The sequence below is a fragment of the Tenacibaculum soleae genome (assembly GCF_030549005.1).
GTDB lineage: Bacteria > Bacteroidota > Bacteroidia > Flavobacteriales > Flavobacteriaceae > Polaribacter > Polaribacter soleae.
Map to the genome: position 1 here is coordinate 115,828 of NZ_JAUOSW010000003.1, position 20,121 is coordinate 135,948.

A 20,121-nucleotide genomic window follows, 5' to 3' on the forward strand; every position below is an offset into this window, starting at 1 on the left:
TGTAATATTTCTTCAAACGTTAAAAAATAATCAAATTTACTTTCGTAATTCAATTAAACAACACATGTTTCACATTTACCTTGAATTAATAACTGAGTAATTATAACCTGTCTGTTTGGTATTTTAGGCATTATAACACTTGTAGGAATACAGTCTACCTTTCCACAATCTAAACATTGAAAATGAGGATGAATATCATTATGTTTATTTGCCGAACATCCCATGCATTTTGCATACCATTTTAATCCATTTTTACCAAGAAAAGAATGTAAAACGCCATCGTTTTCAAGCTTGTCTAATACTCGATAAATAGTTGTTTTATTAAATTTAAAATCAAGATTTTCTAATAATTTTTTTACAGAAATAGCGGCAGAGCTATTATTAAACTCATTAAGTATTGCCTCAACAGATTTTGTTTTTCTAATAATTCCCATAACACAAATATAACGCAACTAAGTTGTAGTAACAAATAAAAAAATTATATTTGCAACTTAGTTGCATTAAGTAAAATTTATAATATGAATTTAACATTACAAAAGCCAGATAATGTAGGTGTATTAGCAAGTACATTATGTATGCTGCATTGCGTAATTAGTCCATTTATTTTTATTGCACAAAGTTGTTCTACAACTTGTTGTGAGGTCACGCCTTTGTGGTGGAGGTGGATAGATTATATTTTTTTGGCTCTCTCTTTTTTAGCTATTCGTCGTTCAGTGCAGGTTAGTACAAACAATTATATAAAAGTTGGCTTATGGTTAAGCTGGGCTGCATTATTGATAGTAATTATTAATGAAAGTATAGAGTTCGTTCATCTATCTGAAATTTATAAATATATAGCTGCTCTTACACTAGTAGCATTGCATTTATATAATCAAAAAAAATGCCAATGTAAAAACGATAAATGTTGTATAAATTATGAATAAAAAACAAATAGAATTAGTTGGAGATAATCACATGTATTCAAGCATACAAACACCTTTAAGTACAAATGCTTTTAAAAAAACTGATGATGAAAAAATAGAAAATATAGCTTATCATTTTAAAATGATAATGGAAGAAATCGGACTTGATTTAACAGATGATAGTTTATCAGGTACTCCGTATCGTGTTGCAAAAATGTATATTAAAGAATTGTTTTATGGATTAAACCCAGCCAATAAACCAAAGCTTTCAACATTTGAAAACAAGTATGGTTACAAAAAAATGCTTGTAGAACAAAATATTACTATAGATTCTGCTTGTGAACATCACTTTTTACCAATAATTGGTCATGCACATGTAGCATATGTGGCAAAAGAGAAAGTAATTGGTCTATCAAAAATTAATCGCTTAGTAGATTATTATGCTCGACGTCCACAAGTTCAAGAAAGATTAGTTCTTCAAATCTTAAACGATTTACAAACGGTTTTAGATACCAAAGATGTAATTATTATGGTTACAGCCAAACATTTATGTGTTTCATCCAGAGGTATAAAAGATCAAAGTAGTTTTACAACTACATTAGAGTATGGTGGTTGTTTTAATAATACTGAAAAAAGAAATGAATTTTTAAAAATAATAAGTAATCAAAAAATATAAACAATGATAACTAAAGAACAAGTAGAAGCAGTACAAAAGAATTGGGGAAATGGAGTAGTAAAAATTGGTGCTCTTAAAGAGCAAAGAGAAAGCTGTGAAAAATTTACCAGTGAGTTTTTAGATTCAAATTATGCTTTCGAAACAGGAGTAGTATCTTTTAAGCCTACAAAATGCGAAATAGAACAATTTAGACCTACTAAACCTGAGGCAACATCTTATTTTATTGCAGGAGAAAATCGTGTTTGTAAAGAAGATAAAGGGTTTGCAATACAGCCTTGGACAAAAGTTAGATTTGAAAATTCTAACCTAATTTTAGAGGAAAAACGTGCTATTGCAATGGGTAATTATTTTTTTACTGATTTAGAGGGTAATGAAGCAAAGGTTGAATACACTTTCGGATATAAGTTAGTAGATAATGCCCTAAAAATAGATGTACATCATTCTTCTTTTCCTTATACTCAAAATTCATAAAACAAATGCAAAAATGCTTTTTTCTTATTTGTCCTACTGATTATTTAGAAAATGCCATTAACAAAACGTTTAGGTCTCAAAATTATTTTTATACCTCATTAGGCAATTCTTTTATTTATGACGACAAAACAATGAAGTATATAAAACAAATTGTTAAAAAACATAACATTCAAAAGTTTTGCTTTGTACTTTCTATTGATAATAAGATCGTTTTAGATGCCTTATGGAAAGGCAATTTTTCTAAAATAGGAGCATTAAGTAGTTTTCAAAATGAAATAAGAAAAGAAAAAGAACTATCAAAAAAAATATTTAAAAGCAGTAATAGTCAATTTGCAATATTATCCTATTTTTTAAATAAGAAAATAAAGGATTTTAAATTACATTTAAACACAATAGCTCAGCATTCAATAAATATAGAGGCTAAAGTTTATTACAGAAATCAAAATAGGTTCTCAAGTATATATTCAGATTTAGTATGCTTACAACAACATCATTTCAATTAAAAACAGTTATAAATTATCATATTACCAATATAATTTTTTAAGTATAAATTAAAATGGATTACAATAGAAGAAAGTTTATTTCATTTATAGGTAAAGCTAGTTTAACATCACTAGTATTACCTCAATTTTTAATGAGTTGTGGTAATACAACTACACCAACAAAGGGTTTTAGTAAAATTTCGAAAAAAAGATTGGAAATTCTTAAAAACTTTATTTTACAAGGGATTACAGCTTCTGATAAAGACGATTTAATATTAGCAAATGGTTTAGGTTATCACACCATTATAAAATGGGGAGATGCTATAAGTAACACAGATACTTTTGGGTTTAATAATGATTATACCTGTTTTATTCCTTTTAACGAAGATAATCCTAAAGATGGATTGTTATGGGTAAATCATGAATACATTAATCCGCTTTTTGTTTCTGATTTTAATAATCAACAAGAAAAAACCAAAGAGCAAGTAGATAAAGAAATGTATAATGTTGGTGGAAGCATTGTAAGAATTAAAGAAGAAAACGGAGTTTGGCAAGTGGTTCAAAACGATTCTCATAACAGAAGAATTACAGCACAAACTGATATTGCTTTAAATTGGGATTCTCCAATAAAAGGAAAAACCAGTGTAAAAGGAACATTGGCTAACTGTTCTGGCGGAATTACTCCATGGAAAACCTTTATTACTTGTGAGGAAAACTATGATGCTTTTTTTGGAGAAATTGAATATGATAAAAAGAATCTAGAAAGTCATAGAAAAAGTGATTATGGTTGGGAAAAATTTTACAATTACCCTCCAGAGCATTACGGTTGGGTAGTAGAAGTGAACCCTAAAGATGGTAAAGCGCAAAAACACATTGCTTTAGGGCGTTTTGCACACGAATGTTGTACTTTATACGAACTTGAAGATAAAAGAGTAGTTGCTTATACAGCAGATGATAAAAATGATGAACATCTATATAAATTTATCTCATCTAAACCAAGTTCCTTAAAAGAGGGAACTTTATATGTTGCTGATACTATAAACGGAAAATGGTTAGCCTTAGATTGGAAAAACCAACCTATTTTAAAAGAAACATTTAAAAATCAAACCGAAGTTTTGATCAGGGCAAGAGAAGCAGCTAAACTTATAGGTGCAACCCAATTAAATAGACCAGAAGATATAGAAATAGACCCTATTACGGGACATATTTTTGTAACCTTAACCAATAATAAACCCAAAGGTGATTTTCATGGCTCAATTTTAAAAATTGAAGAAACCAATGGTAATTTTGATTCCTTAACCTTTAATGCATCAACATATTTAGTTGGTGGCGAGGAAAACGGTTTTTCATGCCCAGATAATCTAGCATTCGATATGTCAGGAAACTTATGGATAACTTCAGATATGTCTGGAAGTTCAATGAATAAAAGTAAAAAACCTTATATGCCCTTTAAAAACAACAGCTTATTTGTTATTCCTAGATTAGGTAAAGATGCTGGTAAAGTAATTCGTGTTGCCTCTGCACCAACAGATGCAGAACTTACAGGTCCTTGGTTTTCACCAGATGGTAAAACCTTGTTTTTAAGTGTTCAACATCCAGGAGAACAAACTAAATCTTTAAAAAAACCAACAAGTACGTGGCCTTTTGATGGTGATAATATTCCTAAGCCAGCAGTGGTTGCTGTAACAGGTGATTTAATAGAAAAAATGAATTATCTAAATAAATTAGAGGGATAAAACATTAGCAATAAACCAACTATTTCGAGATAGAAATAAAACATGGAAGCAATTATTACCATAGTAGGATTTTTAGGGGCTGGCAAAACAACGTTGTTAAAATATTTGACCAACAGTTTTTTAGAAAACGGTTGGAACCCTTTTATCATTTTAAATGATTATGAAAATGCCAATATGGATGCACAACAGTTTTTAAATCAAGTTGATGTAAAGAATATAAAAGCACTTACAGGTAGCTGTATTTGTTGTAGTGGAATTAATGAACTAAGAAACGCTGTAAATAGAATCCCCAAACGTAAAAAAGGAATAACTTTAATAGAAGCCAATGGAACATCAGATGCTTGTGCTTTAATGGAGTTTCTGGGGGTTGGTTTAAATGAGCAGTTTTTGCCTCCCATACAAATTGCTGTAGTAGATGTAAATAATTGGCAAAAAAGAGAAAAGCATAATGATTTAGAAACAAATCAAGTACAAGTTTCATCATTAATAGTACTAACACATCTAGAGAATTGTTCTGAAGTAAGAAAAGAGTTGGTAGTTAAAGAGTTAAAAGAACATAATGCTTTTGCTAAAATTATTACTATGGATCAAATCAATATTTCATGGTTACCAGAATTATCAAGTTCTAATAACATTCCAGAAAAATTAGATCATTTAAAATCACATTGGTCTTCTTGCTCTGTAGATTTACCTGTTCTACCAAGTAAAGAGGTTATAGAAAGTATTTGTAAAAAAATACCAAAAACCATATTACGCGTAAAAGGCTGTGTACAATTAGGTAAAGAAGAGGTATATACGTATTTCGAAAGAACACCTGATGGCAATATAACCATCAGACCTTTTAGAGGAATACCCATAACTGGTTCCAAATTATTAACAATTGGGCCTAGTAGTGAGCCTTTATTACTCAAAAAAATAGTAAAAAGTGTGTTAAATGAACACAAACAAACGATCTAAAATAAAATGAAAAAATTACCAGTAACTGTTTTAAGTGGTTTTTTAGGAGCCGGAAAAACAACTTTATTAAATCACATTTTACATAACAAAGCAGGGTTAAAGGTAGCTGTAATTGTAAACGATATGAGCGAAGTTAATATTGATGCTCAATTTCTTGAAAATGAAAATACACTATCTAGAACAGAAGAAAAATTAGTAGAAATGTCTAATGGTTGCATTTGTTGTACACTTCGTGAAGACCTAATGGTAGAGGTAGAGCAATTAGCTAAACAAAATAAATTTGATTATCTCTTAATTGAAAGTACTGGTATTAGTGAACCTATTCCTGTGGCACAAACATTTACATTTGAAAGTGAAGATCGTACTATCGATTTAAGTAGATTTAGTTATATTGATACGATGGTTACAGTAGTTGATGCTTTTAACTTTTTAAAAGATTTTTCAAGTGCAGATTATTTAACAACAAGAAAGTTAACAAATATTGAAGGTGATGACAGAACCATTGTAAATCTGTTAACTGATCAAATAGAATTTGCTAATGTAATTTTATTAAATAAAACTGATTTAGTATCTGAAGATAACATTCAAGAACTTAAAGCAATAATACACAAACTAAATCCTGAAGCACATATTATTGCTACACAAAATTCTAATGTTAAATTAGATAAAGTAATAAATACGGGTTTATTTAATTACGAAAAAGCAGAAGCATCAGCAGGATGGATTAAAGAATTAGAGAATGAACATGTTCCTGAAACTGAAGAGTATGGTATTAGTTCGTTTGTTTTTAAAAGTAAAAAACCATTTCACCCAGTACGTTTTTTAAATTATTTAAATCAAAGTTTTCCTCAAAATATTATAAGAAGTAAAGGGATGTTTTGGCTGGCTTCAAGATCCAATCAAGCATTAATATGGAGTTCGGCAGGAGGCTCCTGTAAAGTTGATTCTGCAGGTGTTTGGTGGGCATCAATGGATTATGCAAAACGAATGAGTCATACTACATTTAGTGATAATAAAAGTAATATCGAAGCTGAATGGCACACGTTATATGGAGATAGAAAAATAGAATTAGTTTTTATAGGTCAACATTTAGCTAAAGAAAAAATTATTGCCAAATTAAAAACTTGTTTACTTACTAGCGAAGAAATTAAAATTTGGGAAAATAAAAAATTCCCAGCAAAAGACCAGTGGCCAATAGCGATCTAGTTTGTATTATAATACTTTTATACAAGTAATTTCCAAGTAATATTAATCCGTTACAATATCTCCTAAAATATAGCGAATGAGCCATAAACTGTTTTACTAAAAATGTAAAACAAAAATCATTTAGGCAAGCAGATTATTTATTATCTGGTTTGGGAGAGCCAAATGAAACAAGGTTAGGTTATGCATTTAGTAAAGATTACGGAAACTCCGTTGGAAATAAATTGAAGCAAAGAATAGCTAATACAATTTATAAGAATATAGCAGTAAAACCAGGCGTTTTGAGTCATTTTACTGATATAGAATTGTATTTTTAAGATTATAGAAGTTATCTCGTCAGAGTAATTTTATACTCTTGCGCATAGCTTATCGATAAGTTCCTAAAAAAATTACAACGAGAATTCCATATTCAACGAAAACTTTATTAAGAAACTAAATGTGAGCTTTTATGCGGTTGCAAGCGTTGGAAAATTGTGTTTAAAATTTAAAGTTTTTTTCAGCTTTAAATTTTAAACACAATATGAGCGATTTTGGCAAGAGGCAATTTGACATAATGTCTAATTATAGATACAAATGTATAGTTCGAATGTTTATTGAGAATCGCATATTTTAAAAATATTGAATCATTGTACGGAATATTAAATTCTCACATTATTTTAAATTGATTATCCAGTGGATGATTAATTTAAAATACAATATCTAAATCTAAAAGGATGATTAATGACCCCAGTAATACAGTTTATTGTAGAACGAGAACATTCTGGGATATTTAACATAATATAGACCTAAAGGCGCTATATCTGCATCTATGTAAAATAGAACCGAAAAAGTTCTATTCGCCGTTTTACTCATAATAACATATTTGTACTATAATTAATATTATGTTAAATAGATGTTTTTTTAATACTATCTAAATAAACTATAAAAAGAAAGTACATTTGTATGATGCAAAAAAAAGAAAAACAATCTAAATTAGAATTCATAGCTTTAATGGCATCATTAATGTCATTAGTAGCATTGTCAATTGACGCTTTATTACCAGCTATAAAGCAAATAGGAAATAGTATTAACATTCAACAAGACTCAACAGATAGTCAATTATTAATTACTATGATATTTTTAGGCTTGGGTTTTGGTCAATTAATTTCAGGTCCAATTTCTGATAGTCTCGGAAGAAAACCTGTAATTTACTTTGGTTTTATAGTCTTTGTAATTGCAAGTTTTTTATGTATTAACGCAACTAGCATTGAAATGATGGTTTTTGGTAGAATATTACAAGGTATTGGATTATCTGCACCAAGAACTATAAGTATTGCCATGGTTAGGGATAGTTTTAGTGGTAATTATATGGCTAAAATAATGTCATTTATCGTTGTAATTTTCATCTTGGTTCCTGTTGTAGCTCCTGCAATTGGAAAATTAATGTTAGATGCTTACGGTTGGCAATTTATATTTTATAGTCAATTAGTATTCGGTTTTTTTGTTATGCTATGGTTATGGAAGCGTCAGCCAGAAACATTAAAAGATGAAAACAAAACAAAATTATCATTAAGTCTTTTTGTTAAAGGTTCTAAAGAATTTATAAAACATAAGCAAGCTGTTGTTTTTACCTTAATTTCTGGTTTTATAACTGGTTCGTTTATGGTATATTTAAGTGCATCACAGCAAATATTTCAGGTGCAATATGATTTAATAGAAGAATTTCCTTTTATTTTTGCAGGATTAGCTATTTCGGTAGGTTTTGCTACTTTTTTAAACGGAAATTTTGTAATGAAATTTGGAATGTATAAACTCATTACTACCTTTTTAATCATCTTTACTTTAATCCCCGTTATTTATATTATATTATTTTACGGAAAAGAAAATCCAGACATAACAATACTTATATTATTTTTTGCTTTACAGTTTTTTTCACTGGGATTCTTATTCGGAAATTTAAGAGCCTTAGCAATGCAACCTGTTGGACATATTGCAGGAGTTGGTGCGGCTATAAACGGTTTTGTATCAACAATAATGGCTGTTCCTATTGCCACAATAATAGGTAAGTTTATGACCACTACTACTCTACCTCTTTTTGTAGGGTTTTTAATTTGTGGTTTTTTATCATTAATATTATTAAATTTTACCAAATCTAAAAATTCAAATAACTAAATTATATGAACCTTACTGTTCTTTTTGAAGATGAATATATACTTTGTGTTACTAAACCTAATAATGTAGTGGTACACCACGCTCATCATTCTAGAAATGTAGTTGATGAAGATTCCTTATTGCAGTTATTGTTTAATCAATTTGGACAAAAATTTTACCCGATTCATAGATTAGACAGAAAAACCTCTGGGATTATTCTGCTAGCTAAAGAAACAAAGTATGTATCTAAATTTCAAGAATTATTTACGAATAATGAAATTCAAAAAACATATTATGGAATTGTAAGGGGGCATTCACCAGAGTATAAAATAATAAACTCTCCAGTAAAAGGTAGAGATTCCAATGTTTATAAAGAAGCTGAAACACACTTAAAGACAATTGGTAATGTTATTGTAGATATTCCAGTAAAACCTTATGATACTTCAAGATACAGTTTAGTTGAAATGAAACCTACCACGGGTAGATTACATCAACTACGTATTCATTTGAATAAAATAAGTCATCCACTTATTGGTGATCCAAAATATGGTGATAAAAATCATAATGTAATGTTTATAGATAAATTTAATTGTGAAAATTTATTTTTACATGCATATTCATTAGAATTTATACATCCTTTTTCTAAAAAAAAGAAAATAATAGTAGCCAGTTTACCTAATGATTGGAATATTATTTTAAAAAAATTTAATTGGATGATTTGAATATTAAATAATTTAACATAAAAAAAAAGGATTAACAATTTTACATATTAATCCTTTTTTTTAATGATAGTTAGTTTAATTATATTTCTTTAAAAATTGCATGCATCAAACGTTTTTTATCGTTAATACTTTCTTCTAATGAAATCATTGTTTCTGTACGGTTCACCCCATTAATATCATCTATTTGATAGATAATATCCTTAGCATCATTAGTACTTTTAGCCCTTACTTTACAAAAAATATTGTATTTTCCTGCTGTCACATATGCTACTGTTACGTTCGGAATTAAGCGTAATTTATCTAAAACATGTTGTGTCATTGATGTTTTTTCTAAATATACACCAACATGTGCAATAAAAGTATACCCCATTTTATCATAGTTCAATGTTAATGTTGAACCTTGAATTATACCTTCATCTTCCATTTTTTTAACACGTACATGGATGGTACCTGCAGATACTAATAATTTCTTTGCGATGTCTGTAAAAGGAGTACGAGCATTTTCTATTAAAATGTCTAAAATTTGATGATCAATCTCATCAAGTACAAATTTCTTCATTTTTATTTTATTCAAGTAATTTTGCTAAAATATAGCTTTTTTTCAATTTAAAAACACTTTTTTTAAGAAATATTCAGTTATATCTTATTTTTGTTACATTCTTTATGTGCTAAAAACGAAGATAAATCCCCTTCTTTTTCTTTTTTTAAAGTCATTGCAAATTTACTATTTTCTATTTTCTCAACATACTGATAAGCGACATCTTTTTCATTATTTTTAGCTCTATAAATTACATCATAGAAGTTCTTGATATTGTTTGGAATAGCTAAATAATCAGAATAATATGTAAAGTCTTTTGACGTTGAAATATGATAAATACCTTGTAAAAGTGCATAAAAATTATACTTTCTTACAATTTCACGTTCATAATCATTCGGATAATGCCCTGCTTCTATTAATATTGTATTGTGTCCTAATTTTTGAAAGTTATCTCCTGTTGCTGTAGGATAAAATTCATCTGTATAACGACCAACATGATTTGGAATTAATTTTTGTAATAATGTATTCATCGAAACTATTACATTCATCGTTTCTTTGCGACCTGTAGTTATTTTGCGACTCTCTTCTTCTGAAGGTGCTAAAAATGAAATAGTAGCTGGATTTTTAGTGCCTTCTACTCCAAAAATTGTTCTTTGATCATGTAAATTAAAACAAAAATCAGGGTTTACTTTTGTTAAAATAGCTCGTAATAATTTACTTTCCTTTGCTTTTAAAGCTACAGCATCTCTGTTTAAGTCTACATTATTTGCATTAACACGCGTGTATACTTCTGCTCCATCTGGATTTAGCATTGGTACAATTGTGATACTACAATTTTTTAAAATCGTGTTAACTATTTCGCTAGTAGTGTTTAGTTTTATAAAATTTAAAAAATCAAAAACAGCTTTGGTTCCAGTACTTTCATTACCATGCATCTGACTCCAAACAAATATTTTTATCTTTCCTGAGCCTAATTTTAATTGATAAATATTTCTTCCTTTTTCAGATAAACCGACTACTTTCGATTCTATATTTATATCTAAATCATTATAAAGAGGTTCAATATCATCAAGAGTAACATGTCTCCCTTCAATTTTCGTTTCTTTTATTTCAGTATAATTATCTTCTAAAAAATAGGTATCTAATATATTCATATTATAAAGTAAACCAATCTGCTATTAATTTTTTTTCTATAGGTTCGGTTGTTATGTGTACATAATCATTTTTAACCATATCATATTTATAGTCTTTCGACCATTCTTTGATGTTTTCAGTCAAAGTTTTTAATGAGTGACATATAAATTGAATTTCTTCGTTTGTAACCGTTGGATGTACAGATAAACGTACCCAACCTGGTTTTTCGGTATTACAACCTTCAGATATTTGATCTTTAATTTTATTTGATGTATTTTGATCTACATTTAATAAAAAATGTCCATAAGTACCCGCACATGAGCAACCTCCTCTTGTTTGTATTCCAAAACGATCGTTTAATAATTTAACAACTAAATTAAAATGATATTTTTCGTAATAAAATGAAAAAATACTTAATCTGTCTTTATGATTTGGTGCTAATATTTTTACACCTTCCAGGTTTTCTAAACAATTAAAAATAATAGGGTTTATTTCGTCTTCACGCTGTTTAATTTTATCAGTCCCCATTTGATTTTTAACTTGAATAGCTAAAGCTATTTTAATCGTTTGTAAAAAAGCAGGAGTTCCTCCATCTTCACGTGTTTCAACATCATCAAAATAATCATGACCTCCCCAAGGATTAGTATAACTTACTGTACCACCTCCCGGGTTATCGGGTATCATGTTTTTATATAATTTCTTATTAAAAATTAAAACTCCTGAACTTCCTGGGCCTCCTAAAAATTTATGAGGTGAAAAGAAAATAGCATCTAAATACTCCTCTTCTTTTTCTGGATGCATATTAATATCAACATATGGTGCAGAACAAGCAAAATCAACAAAGCATAAACCACCATATTTATGAATTAATGCGGCTATTTTATGATAATCTGTTTTTATACCTGTTACGTTTGACCCAGCTACGATTGAGGCTATTTTGATAGGCCTATCTTTAAATTTTTGTATAGTTGCTTCAAATTTATCCAAACATACTAATCCAGCTTCATTACACGGCACTACTTCAACATCAGCAATCGTTTCAATCCAAGATGTTTGGTTAGAGTGATGTTCCATATGACTTACAAAAACAATAGGTCTTTTTTCATCAGGTATTATGGTATTTTCTTTTAAATTTTCGCAAATTTTTAATCCTAAAATTCGTTGAAATTTATTTACAACACCTGTCATTCCTGATCCTTCAGTAATCAATACATCATCATTTGATGCATTTACATGTTGTTTTATAATATTCCGTGCTTGATGATAAGCTAAGGTCATTGCTGCACCCGAAGTTGATGTTTCGGTATGTGTATTTGCTACAAAAGGACCAAATTTATGTAATAATTGTTCTTCTATTGGTCGATATAATCTACCACTTGCCGTCCAATCAGTATAAATCATTTTTTGTTCTCCGTAGGGAGATATATATGTTTGATTAATACCAACAATATTGTTTTTAAATTTATTAAAATATTGCTCTAAATTTGTCATTTGCTGTGTAGTTTATAGTGTAAAATTAGAATTATACTAATAATTGACCTAAAAGATTTGTATTATTAACGTATTTGTTAGTTTTGTTGATTAAAGTCTAAACTTACCTCCTATTAAAATAGTGTTTTCAAAAAAGTAAAAACTTTGTGAAGCGCTATCTGCTGGATTGGTTGATGTTTTAATATCTCCCATATTTATATAACCACCTTTTAAATCGGCTTGTACAAAAAAGTGCTTTAAAAAAGTAATATTTAAACCCGCTCCAACTGACATTCCGTATCCAGATAAATGAAAATCATCATGTCTTTCATTTTCTAATAAGCTAGTGTTAGTTCTTGGATATAAAATACCAACTCCTACTCCTTCAGTTAAATTTATTTGTAGGTTTTCTAAATTTAAACCAAACCAACTACTAACATCATCAAAACGCTTTAATTCAACATTTACATAATTTAAACCATCAGTATGTTCAAAGCGCAAAAAATCGGCAGCTAAATTAATGTTATCATTCGTATAAGTTCCGTCATATTTTGCATTACCAACAGCAATTTCGCCATTAATTTTTACATCTTGATCGGCAATCATTACATATTTCATATGATCTACACCAATAGAAATGGTATAGTTTTCTTTAAAGAAATATCCAATTCTATAATTTGTTTGTGGTATAGTAACCCTACCTGGATGAAAATAATCCCTAAAAGAAAATTTTGTTTGTCTGTCTTGTGCTTTTACATTTGACAATGTAAAATCGTAATTATTTCCTTTAAATCTAATGTCAGAATCTGTGTAACTCGCCCAGTTCCATCCCCAGTATACAAAGAATTTTCCTTTATTAGTTACTTTCTTTTTTTCTTTAACTGTTATTTCTTCCTCTTGTCCTATTAATATTGATGATGTTAACAACATCATTAATAAACTGATTAATCTTAGTTTCAACTTTTATTTTATTATTTGTTCAATTTCTGTTATAAATCGCTCAGCAAGTTTATCTGCATTTTCTTGACTGGTACTTTCAGTATAAATTCTAATAATGGGTTCGGTATTCGATTTACGTAAATGTACCCATTCTGTATCGAAATCAATTTTTACACCATCAATAGTATTTACATCTTCATTTTTATATTTAGAAGCCATTGTTTCTAAAATCTTATCAACGTCTATTTGCGGAGTTAATTGTATTTTATTTTTACTCATAAAGTAACTAGGATACGAATCTCTTAGTGCTTTACAAGACATTTTTTTATGCGCTAAATGTGATAAAAATAAAGCGACACCAACTAAAGAGTCGCGTCCATAATGAGAAGCTGGATAAATAATACCTCCATTTCCTTCACCTCCAATAACAGTATTGGTATCTTTCATCATTTGTACTACATTAACTTCACCTACTGCAGCAGCTGTATAAGTTCCGCCATGTTTTTCAGTTACATCACGTAATGCTCTTGATGACGATAAGTTAGAAACGGTGTTTCCTCCTCCTAATCTTCCTAAAACATAATCGGCACAAGCTACCAAAGTATACTCTTCACCAAACATTGATCCATCTTCTGATATTAAAGCCAAACGATCTACATCTGGGTCAACTACAATACCTAAATCGGCTTTTTTCTTAACTACAAGTTTTGATATGTCTGTTAAGTTTTCTTTTAAAGGTTCTGGGTTATGAGGAAATTGACCGTTCGGTTCGCAGTATAATTCTATACATTTAACACCTAATTCTTTTAGTAATGCAGGAATAAAAATTCCTCCTGTAGAGTTAACTCCATCAACAACTACTTTAAATTTAGCTTTTTTAATTGCTTTTACGTCAACTAAATCAAGTTTTAAAACCTCTTTAATATGTTTTTTTAAATATTTCTTATTTTTTCTATAACTTCCTAAATCATCAACTTCAGCAAATTCAAAGTTTTCATCAGCGGCTAATTTTAATATTTCTTCACCATCAGCACCATTTAAAAACTCTCCTTTTTCATTTAATAATTTTAAAGCATTCCATTGCTTAGGGTTGTGAGAAGCCGTTAAAATAATACCTCCCTCCGCTTTTTCTAAAGGAACAGCAACTTCAACAGTTGGTGTTGTTGATAAACCTAAATCAACTACATTTATACCTAAACCAACTAAAGTATTAGCCACTAAATTACTAATCATTTTACCAGAAATACGAGCATCTCTACCAATGACTACTTTTATTTTTTTAGCTTCTGGATTTCTTTTTATGATAAATGCTCCGTAAGCAGCAGCAAATTTAACAGCATCAACTGGAGTAAGGTTTTCACCAGTGTTTCCTCCTATGGTACCTCTAATTCCTGATATAGATTTTATAAGTGTCATCGTTTTTTTTCTAATTTTAATACAAATATAATGGTATTAAAGAATATACTGATACTTCAAAGTAGGTTTAACTGTAACTTTTGTTACATTTAAAACATAAAAAAACCGTTGCGCAAGTATCGGTTTTTTATTTATATGACTTTAGGTAATTTTTTAACTCATACCTATTTTACTTAAAAGAGAAAAATAAAAAACTTATCATAAAAAGAAATATAATTAAAAAATGTCCGTATCGGTCTTTTTCTTTTCTAATTATCGAGTGCTTATACCAATTTCTAATGTGAATCGTTATTGCTAATATGGTAGCTGTTATTTTTATAATATTATAGGTTGTCATCTTACCAAAAGGTTTTAATTAAAGAAGAAATATTAAAATATCATTTAAAGTGTAAAATAAGTTTCTATTATTTTCAAGGGTCCTTTTATCTATTTTTCTATAAATTTTAAAGTTTTATTATCTTAAAAATAGCTAATTTATTATTTAAATCCAACACTTTTTTTTGTTAAGTAGACATGTTATTCTAATTTTAACTATGGTATTAACCTCAAAAAAATCCTAAATTATATTCAACTTTTTATTATTTATAAAGAGTTTATTATAGCTATTTCTATGGAATTGATGGAATAAAAGAAAGCTCTAGAGAAGTGTAAGTATCTTTATTTTTAATTTCTAATTCATAAATTTTAGTTCTTAATATTCTTCATTTGGTTTAATTAATTGACTTATTAAGCATAAAAAAAACCGCTACTAACGTAACGGTTTTAAAATTTATAATATCAGAGATTTATTTCCCTTCCATTTTCTTTTTTAATTCAGCTAATCCACCGATATCTCCTAATGTAGATTTTGGAGCATCAGCAGCTTTTTTAGCTGCAGCTTTGATGTTTTTCTTTTCTTCTTCTTTGAAAAGAGAAGTATGAGAAACAACAATTCTACGGTATTCTTTACTAAATTCAGTAACGATGAACTTTACAGCATCACCTTTTTCTAATTTAGATCCGTCTTCTTTTTCTAAGAAACGTGTTGGAGCAAATGCTTCAATACCATCTGCAAATACTACAGTAGCACCTTTGTCATTTTTCTCTTTAATAGAACCTTCATGTGTAGATCCGATTGCATACGTAGCTTCATGCGCATCCCAAGGATTATCTTGAGTTTGCTTATGACCTAAGTTTAACTTACGGTTTTCAACATCTAATTCTAATACTTGAACATCTAATTTATCACCAACAGTTACAAAATCTGATGGGTGCTTAATTTTCTTAGTCCAAGATAAATCAGAGATATACACTAATCCGTCAATTCCTTCTTCTAATTCTACGAATACACCAAAGTTAGTGTAGTTACGTACAGTACCAGTATGAGTAGAACCTACAGGGTATTTTGCAGTAATATCTGTCCATGGATCTGGGTGTAATTGCTTCATACCTAAAGACATTTTACGATCTTCACGATCTAATGTCAAGATTTGAGCTTCTACCTCGTCACCAACTTTTACGAAATCTTGTGCAGAACGTAAGTGTGTAGACCAAGACATTTCAGAAACGTGAATTAATCCTTCAACTCCTTCTTCAACCTCTACGAATGCACCGTAATCAGCTAAAACAACAACTTTACCTTTTACTTTATCTCCAACTTTTAAGTCAGTATTTAAAGCTTCCCAAGGATGAGCTGATAATTGTTTTAATCCTAATTGGATTCTAGATTTGTTATCGTCAAAGTCTAAAATTACAACGTTTAATTTTTGATCTAATTCAACAACCTCGTTCGGGTGGTTGATACGAGACCAAGATAAATCAGTAATATGTACTAATCCATCAACACCACCTAAATCAACAAAGACACCATAAGAAGTAATGTTTTTAACAACACCTTCTAATACTTGTCCTTTTTCTAATTGACCGATGATTTCTTTTTTCTGATCTTCTAAATCTGCTTCGATTAACGCTTTATGAGATACTACTACGTTTTTAAATTCGTGGTTGATTTTTACAACTTTGAATTCCATAGTTTTTTCTACATACTGATCGTAATCACGGATTGGCTTCACATCAATTTGAGAACCTGGTAAGAATGCTTCAATACCAAATACATCAACGATCATACCTCCACGAGTTCTACACTTAACAAAACCGTTAACGATTTCACCTGTTTCATGTGCATTGTTAACTCTATCCCAAGCTTTAATTACACGTGCTTTTTTGTGTGATAATACTAATTGACCAGAAGAATCTTCTCTTTTATCAACTAATACTTCTACTGAATCTCCTACAGATAAATTTGGATTGTAACGGAATTCGTTTAAAGAAATAACTCCTTCTGATTTAGAGTTGATGTCGATAATCGCATCTCTATCAGTAATTCTTGTTACTGTACCTTCGATTACATCACGTTCGTTTACGAAACCTACTGTACCTTCTAGGGCTTTTTCAAATTCTTGTAATTTAGACTCATCAACTTCATCAATACCTTCTTCGTATTTATGCCAATTAAATGTTGCTAAAAATTCTGCTGGGTTTACTGCTTCTGGAGCAGTGTTTTTTGTTTCTTCAGACATGTCTGAAATAATTTTTGTATCTTTTTATTAGCCAGATTATTAACAATACTAATGCAAAGAGAAATTAAACTTATATAAATTTGTTTTTAACCTTTTATAAACCTGTTCTTGTAAAAAGGCGTGCAAATTTACGAAGTTTTATTTAAATAACCTATAAAGGTTTTAAATTTAAGGGGTTGAGAATTTTATCAAAAAAACTATTCTAAAAATTCTTGAACTGATTTTAAACTTTGTCTCGGACTTTCTTCCATAGGTGTATGCCCTACTTTATTTAATATAACAAGTTTATTATTGGGTAAATCTTTTTGAAATTTATAGGCGTTTTCTACCGGAATCAATAAGTCTTCTGATCCCCATAATATTAAAGTCGGTTGTTGTATTGATTTTATTTTATCAAAAGATGTTATTGTTTTTTTCATATTAAGTCGATCTACAAAGGCTTTTCTATTTCCTTTTCTTAATGTTAGGTCAAAATATCGATTTACAATTTTTTCTGTTACTTTAGTTTTATCAAAATATACATTTTCTACACTTGCTTTTACTAAAAAACGAGGTGTTACATATAACAGCAATTTATTTAAAATAGGTGTTTGCGCTACTTTAAAAGCTATCGGAATACTTTTAGATTTCGTGGGATAACCAGCAGCATCAATTAAAATTAATTTTTGCACTATCGTGGCGTGTGTTGCAGTAAAGTTCCATGCTATTTGGCCACCTAAAGAGTTACCTGCTATAACACATTTCTTTACTCCTAGTTTAGCTAAAAAGTTTTTTATAAATTTTACATAATTATCCATCGAATAATTTCTGTTAGGAAATGGACCAGTTAACCCATAAGCTGGTAAATCCATTCTAATTACTCTTTTTACTTTTTTTAATTCATCCGTCCAAGCATCAAAAGTGTGTAGGCTTGCGCCTGTTCCGTGAATTAACACAATAGGAATATTATCTGATTTTATTCCTTCATCACGATAATGTACTTCCATTCCATCAATAGTAACAAATGAAGATGCTTGGTTTGCATATTTAACCTTTAATTTTTCAACAGAAATATCTTGATATCCAAAGAAAATAATAATCATTCCAAAAATTAGCAAAACAATTGTTAAAAGTATTTTTATTACCTTTTTCATGTTTAATTATTTTTTTGAAGAAATTTGATTCATTGCTCTTTCTGCAATAGCGGTAATTGATAAAGACGGGTTTACTCCTGGGTTTGCCGAAATCATCGATCCATCAATAACATATAAATTATCATACCCGAAGATTTTATTGTTTTTATCAATAACTCCTTCTGATGCATTATTTCCCATAACAGCCCCACCCAAAACATGTGCTGTTGACGGAATACCAGCGAGTGTTTCCAACGCAAACGAGGTGCTTACTCCGTTTACAGCTTTGCTATATTCTTTTACTAATTTTTTAGATTCTTTAATAAAAGGAGTTGGTTTTTTACCTAAATTAACGGTTGAAGTCATAAATCCGAAGATATTACGTTTAAATTTTAACGTACTGTCTAAAGTTTGCATAAATAATAATACCACGGTTTTCTCTGCCCAATTATTAGTAAAATAAACTTTAAAATATTTTACAGGAGATTTTAATAGCGAAACAAATACCATTAGTAAACGAACAAACACATTTTTATTGGTTACATAAGGCAAATGCAACAATTTCCATGCGTTTGAGCCTTTTCCGTATCGTACAATCTCTAAATGACTATTTTTATCCGTATCTAAAATACTTCCGATAGCTACACCTTTTGAGAAATTTTTATCTTTATCTAAAGTAGATACACTTACCAAAGTTTCGTTATTGGTTCTAATATCCAATCCTAATCTATCTGAAATATTAGGTAATGAATCTTTTTTTAGTTTTAATAATAGCTTGATTGTTCCTAAAACGCCACCAGAAAAAACTACTGCTTTTGTTTTAATTTTTTGACGTTTTTTAAAAAGCGTTGTACTTGTTTTTATAAATACTTCATAACCACTGCTACCATCAATAGTATTAATAGGTTGCACATCATATACTTCATTTTCGGCAAGTATTTTTGCTCCGTTTTGTTGTGCTAAGTATAAATAATTTTTATCTAAGGTGTTTTTAGAGTTGTTCCTACAACCTGTCATACAAGCACCACAAAAGTTACAACCTGTCCTTTCAGTCCCTTTACCTTTAAAATATGGATCTTTTTTAGTTACATTTTCTTCTCCAAAATAAACGGCGACATTTGGTGCATCAAACTTGTCGGAAATATTAAGTTGATTGGCTACTTTTTTAAGCCCGATATCGCCATCATATAATTTAGGGTTTTTGGTTGCTCCTAATATTTTTAATGCTTTTTCATAATATGGAAAAAGTTCTTCTTCCCAATCTAAAAGATTTCTCCAGCTACCAGTTTTAAAGAATGTAGATTTTGGTACCGGCAAAGTATTGGCATATACTAATGACCCACCACCAACTCCTGTACCAGAAACTATGGCAATATGTCTAAAAATAGTCAATTTCATAATGCCGAAAAATCGCAACTTAGGCATCCAAAGCCATTTTTTTAAGTTCCAATTGTTTTTAGGAAAATCGTTAGCTTTATACCATTTTCCTTTTTCAATTACTAAAACTTTATAACCTTTTTCAGATAAACGTAAAGCACTCACTGAACCTCCAAAACCGCTTCCTATAATAATATAGTCATATTTTTTATTTAAACTCACAAACCACAGTTTAAACCTACTTTTCACTGTAGATTTCGTTAAGATAGCAAGTTATGAGATTTTGTGTTAACAATCA

General features: G+C 29.3%; 19 protein-coding genes. 10 read left to right on the forward strand and 9 right to left on the reverse strand.

Going from position 1 to position 20,121, the window contains the following annotated elements:
• Positions 1-53: 53 nt before the first annotated feature.
• A complete protein-coding gene (locus tag Q4586_RS05060; protein ID WP_068705422.1) occupies positions 54-434 on the reverse strand; it encodes a Fur family transcriptional regulator in 381 nt (126 codons plus the stop codon).
• A gap of 84 nt (positions 435-518) precedes the next feature.
• Here Q4586_RS05060 and Q4586_RS05065 point away from each other — a divergent pair, with 84 nt between their 5' ends.
• The 10 genes from Q4586_RS05065 (at position 519) to Q4586_RS05105 (ending at position 9,279) form a co-directional block, all read left to right on the forward strand.
• Positions 519-923 carry a MerC domain-containing protein gene (locus tag Q4586_RS05065; RefSeq protein WP_303526933.1) on the forward strand — a complete coding sequence of 135 codons (405 nt, stop codon included), beginning with the start codon at positions 519-521 and terminating at the stop codon, positions 921-923.
• Complete coding sequence (gene folE / locus Q4586_RS05070; RefSeq protein ID WP_303526935.1) at positions 916-1,578, forward strand: GTP cyclohydrolase I FolE; 663 nt, start codon at positions 916-918, stop codon at positions 1,576-1,578. The genes Q4586_RS05065 and folE overlap by 8 nt, the downstream gene beginning before the upstream one ends.
• Before the next feature lie 3 nt (positions 1,579-1,581).
• On the forward strand, positions 1,582-2,049 hold the full coding sequence (locus tag Q4586_RS05075; protein WP_068705428.1) for a metal-independent carbonic anhydrase family protein: 468 nt from the start codon (positions 1,582-1,584) through the stop codon (positions 2,047-2,049).
• A gap of 131 nt (positions 2,050-2,180) precedes the next feature.
• Entirely contained in the window at positions 2,181-2,552 is a 372-nt protein-coding gene (locus Q4586_RS05080) for a hypothetical protein (RefSeq protein ID WP_303526938.1), read from the forward strand.
• Positions 2,553-2,605: 53 nt separating this feature from the next.
• Entirely contained in the window at positions 2,606-4,267 is a 1,662-nt protein-coding gene (locus Q4586_RS05085) for a PhoX family protein (RefSeq protein ID WP_303526940.1), read from the forward strand.
• A gap of 42 nt (positions 4,268-4,309) precedes the next feature.
• Entirely contained in the window at positions 4,310-5,224 is a 915-nt protein-coding gene (locus tag Q4586_RS05090) for a GTP-binding protein (protein WP_303526943.1), read from the forward strand.
• A 6-nt stretch (positions 5,225-5,230) separates the two neighbouring features.
• On the forward strand, positions 5,231-6,430 hold the full coding sequence (locus tag Q4586_RS05095) for a GTP-binding protein (RefSeq protein WP_303526945.1): 1,200 nt from the start codon (positions 5,231-5,233) through the stop codon (positions 6,428-6,430).
• 83 nt (positions 6,431-6,513) lie between these two features.
• On the forward strand, positions 6,514-6,744 hold the full coding sequence (locus Q4586_RS14040) for a DUF8370 family protein (protein ID WP_497007942.1): 231 nt from the start codon (positions 6,514-6,516) through the stop codon (positions 6,742-6,744).
• Positions 6,745-7,372: 628 nt separating this feature from the next.
• Complete coding sequence (locus Q4586_RS05100; protein WP_303527471.1) at positions 7,373-8,578, forward strand: multidrug effflux MFS transporter; 1,206 nt, start codon at positions 7,373-7,375, stop codon at positions 8,576-8,578.
• A gap of 5 nt (positions 8,579-8,583) precedes the next feature.
• Complete coding sequence (locus tag Q4586_RS05105) at positions 8,584-9,279, forward strand: pseudouridine synthase (RefSeq protein WP_303526948.1); 696 nt, start codon at positions 8,584-8,586, stop codon at positions 9,277-9,279.
• A gap of 79 nt (positions 9,280-9,358) precedes the next feature.
• On the opposite strand, the gene Q4586_RS05110 is transcribed toward Q4586_RS05105, so the two are convergent.
• The 8 genes from Q4586_RS05110 to Q4586_RS05145 form a co-directional block, all read right to left on the reverse strand.
• The gene (locus tag Q4586_RS05110; protein ID WP_068705948.1) at positions 9,359-9,838 is read right to left on the reverse strand and encodes an Lrp/AsnC family transcriptional regulator; all 480 of its coding nucleotides are present in this window, start codon (positions 9,836-9,838) and stop codon (positions 9,359-9,361) included.
• A gap of 77 nt (positions 9,839-9,915) precedes the next feature.
• Positions 9,916-10,971: a M14 family zinc carboxypeptidase gene (locus Q4586_RS05115; RefSeq protein WP_303526951.1), complete on the reverse strand. Its 1,056-nt coding sequence runs from the start codon at positions 10,969-10,971 to the stop codon at positions 9,916-9,918.
• A gap of 1 nt (position 10,972) precedes the next feature.
• Complete coding sequence (locus Q4586_RS05120) at positions 10,973-12,442, reverse strand: aminotransferase class V-fold PLP-dependent enzyme (protein WP_068705946.1); 1,470 nt, start codon at positions 12,440-12,442, stop codon at positions 10,973-10,975.
• A 90-nt stretch (positions 12,443-12,532) separates the two neighbouring features.
• Positions 12,533-13,354 carry a hypothetical protein gene (locus Q4586_RS05125; protein ID WP_438273382.1) on the reverse strand — a complete coding sequence of 274 codons (822 nt, stop codon included), beginning with the start codon at positions 13,352-13,354 and terminating at the stop codon, positions 12,533-12,535.
• A gap of 30 nt (positions 13,355-13,384) precedes the next feature.
• Positions 13,385-14,776, reverse strand: a complete 1,392-nt coding sequence (glmM, locus tag Q4586_RS05130; RefSeq protein WP_303526957.1) for a phosphoglucosamine mutase — start codon at positions 14,774-14,776, stop codon at positions 13,385-13,387.
• Positions 14,777-15,561: 785 nt separating this feature from the next.
• Positions 15,562-17,334, reverse strand: coding sequence for a 30S ribosomal protein S1 (gene rpsA / locus Q4586_RS05135; RefSeq protein ID WP_068705942.1), 1,773 nt, complete (start codon positions 17,332-17,334; stop codon positions 15,562-15,564).
• A 197-nt stretch (positions 17,335-17,531) separates the two neighbouring features.
• Entirely contained in the window at positions 17,532-18,467 is a 936-nt protein-coding gene (locus Q4586_RS05140; protein WP_303526962.1) for an alpha/beta fold hydrolase, read from the reverse strand.
• A 6-nt stretch (positions 18,468-18,473) separates the two neighbouring features.
• A complete protein-coding gene (locus Q4586_RS05145; RefSeq protein WP_303526965.1) occupies positions 18,474-20,045 on the reverse strand; it encodes a GMC oxidoreductase in 1,572 nt (523 codons plus the stop codon).
• Positions 20,046-20,121 lie beyond the last annotated feature (76 nt).

Coding starts and splice junctions, on each gene's coding strand:
- Q4586_RS05120 (WP_068705946.1), bottom strand. CDS start 12,442: ATGACAAATTTAGAGCAATATTTTAATAAATTTAAAAACAATATTGTT.
- Q4586_RS05105 (WP_303526948.1), top strand. CDS start 8,584: ATGAACCTTACTGTTCTTTTTGAAGATGAATATATACTTTGTGTTACT.
- Q4586_RS05140 (WP_303526962.1), bottom strand. CDS start 18,467: ATGAAAAAGGTAATAAAAATACTTTTAACAATTGTTTTGCTAATTTTT.
- Q4586_RS05095 (WP_303526945.1), top strand. CDS start 5,231: ATGAAAAAATTACCAGTAACTGTTTTAAGTGGTTTTTTAGGAGCCGGA.
- Q4586_RS05100 (WP_303527471.1), top strand. CDS start 7,373: ATGCAAAAAAAAGAAAAACAATCTAAATTAGAATTCATAGCTTTAATG.
- Q4586_RS05110 (WP_068705948.1), bottom strand. CDS start 9,838: ATGAAGAAATTTGTACTTGATGAGATTGATCATCAAATTTTAGACATT.
- glmM (WP_303526957.1), bottom strand. CDS start 14,776: ATGACACTTATAAAATCTATATCAGGAATTAGAGGTACCATAGGAGGA.
- folE (WP_303526935.1), top strand. CDS start 916: ATGAATAAAAAACAAATAGAATTAGTTGGAGATAATCACATGTATTCA.
- Q4586_RS05065 (WP_303526933.1), top strand. CDS start 519: ATGAATTTAACATTACAAAAGCCAGATAATGTAGGTGTATTAGCAAGT.
- rpsA (WP_068705942.1), bottom strand. CDS start 17,334: ATGTCTGAAGAAACAAAAAACACTGCTCCAGAAGCAGTAAACCCAGCA.
- Q4586_RS05085 (WP_303526940.1), top strand. CDS start 2,606: ATGGATTACAATAGAAGAAAGTTTATTTCATTTATAGGTAAAGCTAGT.
- Q4586_RS05125 (WP_438273382.1), bottom strand. CDS start 13,354: ATGATGTTGTTAACATCATCAATATTAATAGGACAAGAGGAAGAAATA.
- Q4586_RS05060 (WP_068705422.1), bottom strand. CDS start 434: ATGGGAATTATTAGAAAAACAAAATCTGTTGAGGCAATACTTAATGAG.
- Q4586_RS05075 (WP_068705428.1), top strand. CDS start 1,582: ATGATAACTAAAGAACAAGTAGAAGCAGTACAAAAGAATTGGGGAAAT.
- Q4586_RS05115 (WP_303526951.1), bottom strand. CDS start 10,971: ATGAATATATTAGATACCTATTTTTTAGAAGATAATTATACTGAAATA.
- Q4586_RS05090 (WP_303526943.1), top strand. CDS start 4,310: ATGGAAGCAATTATTACCATAGTAGGATTTTTAGGGGCTGGCAAAACA.
- Q4586_RS05080 (WP_303526938.1), top strand. CDS start 2,181: ATGAAGTATATAAAACAAATTGTTAAAAAACATAACATTCAAAAGTTT.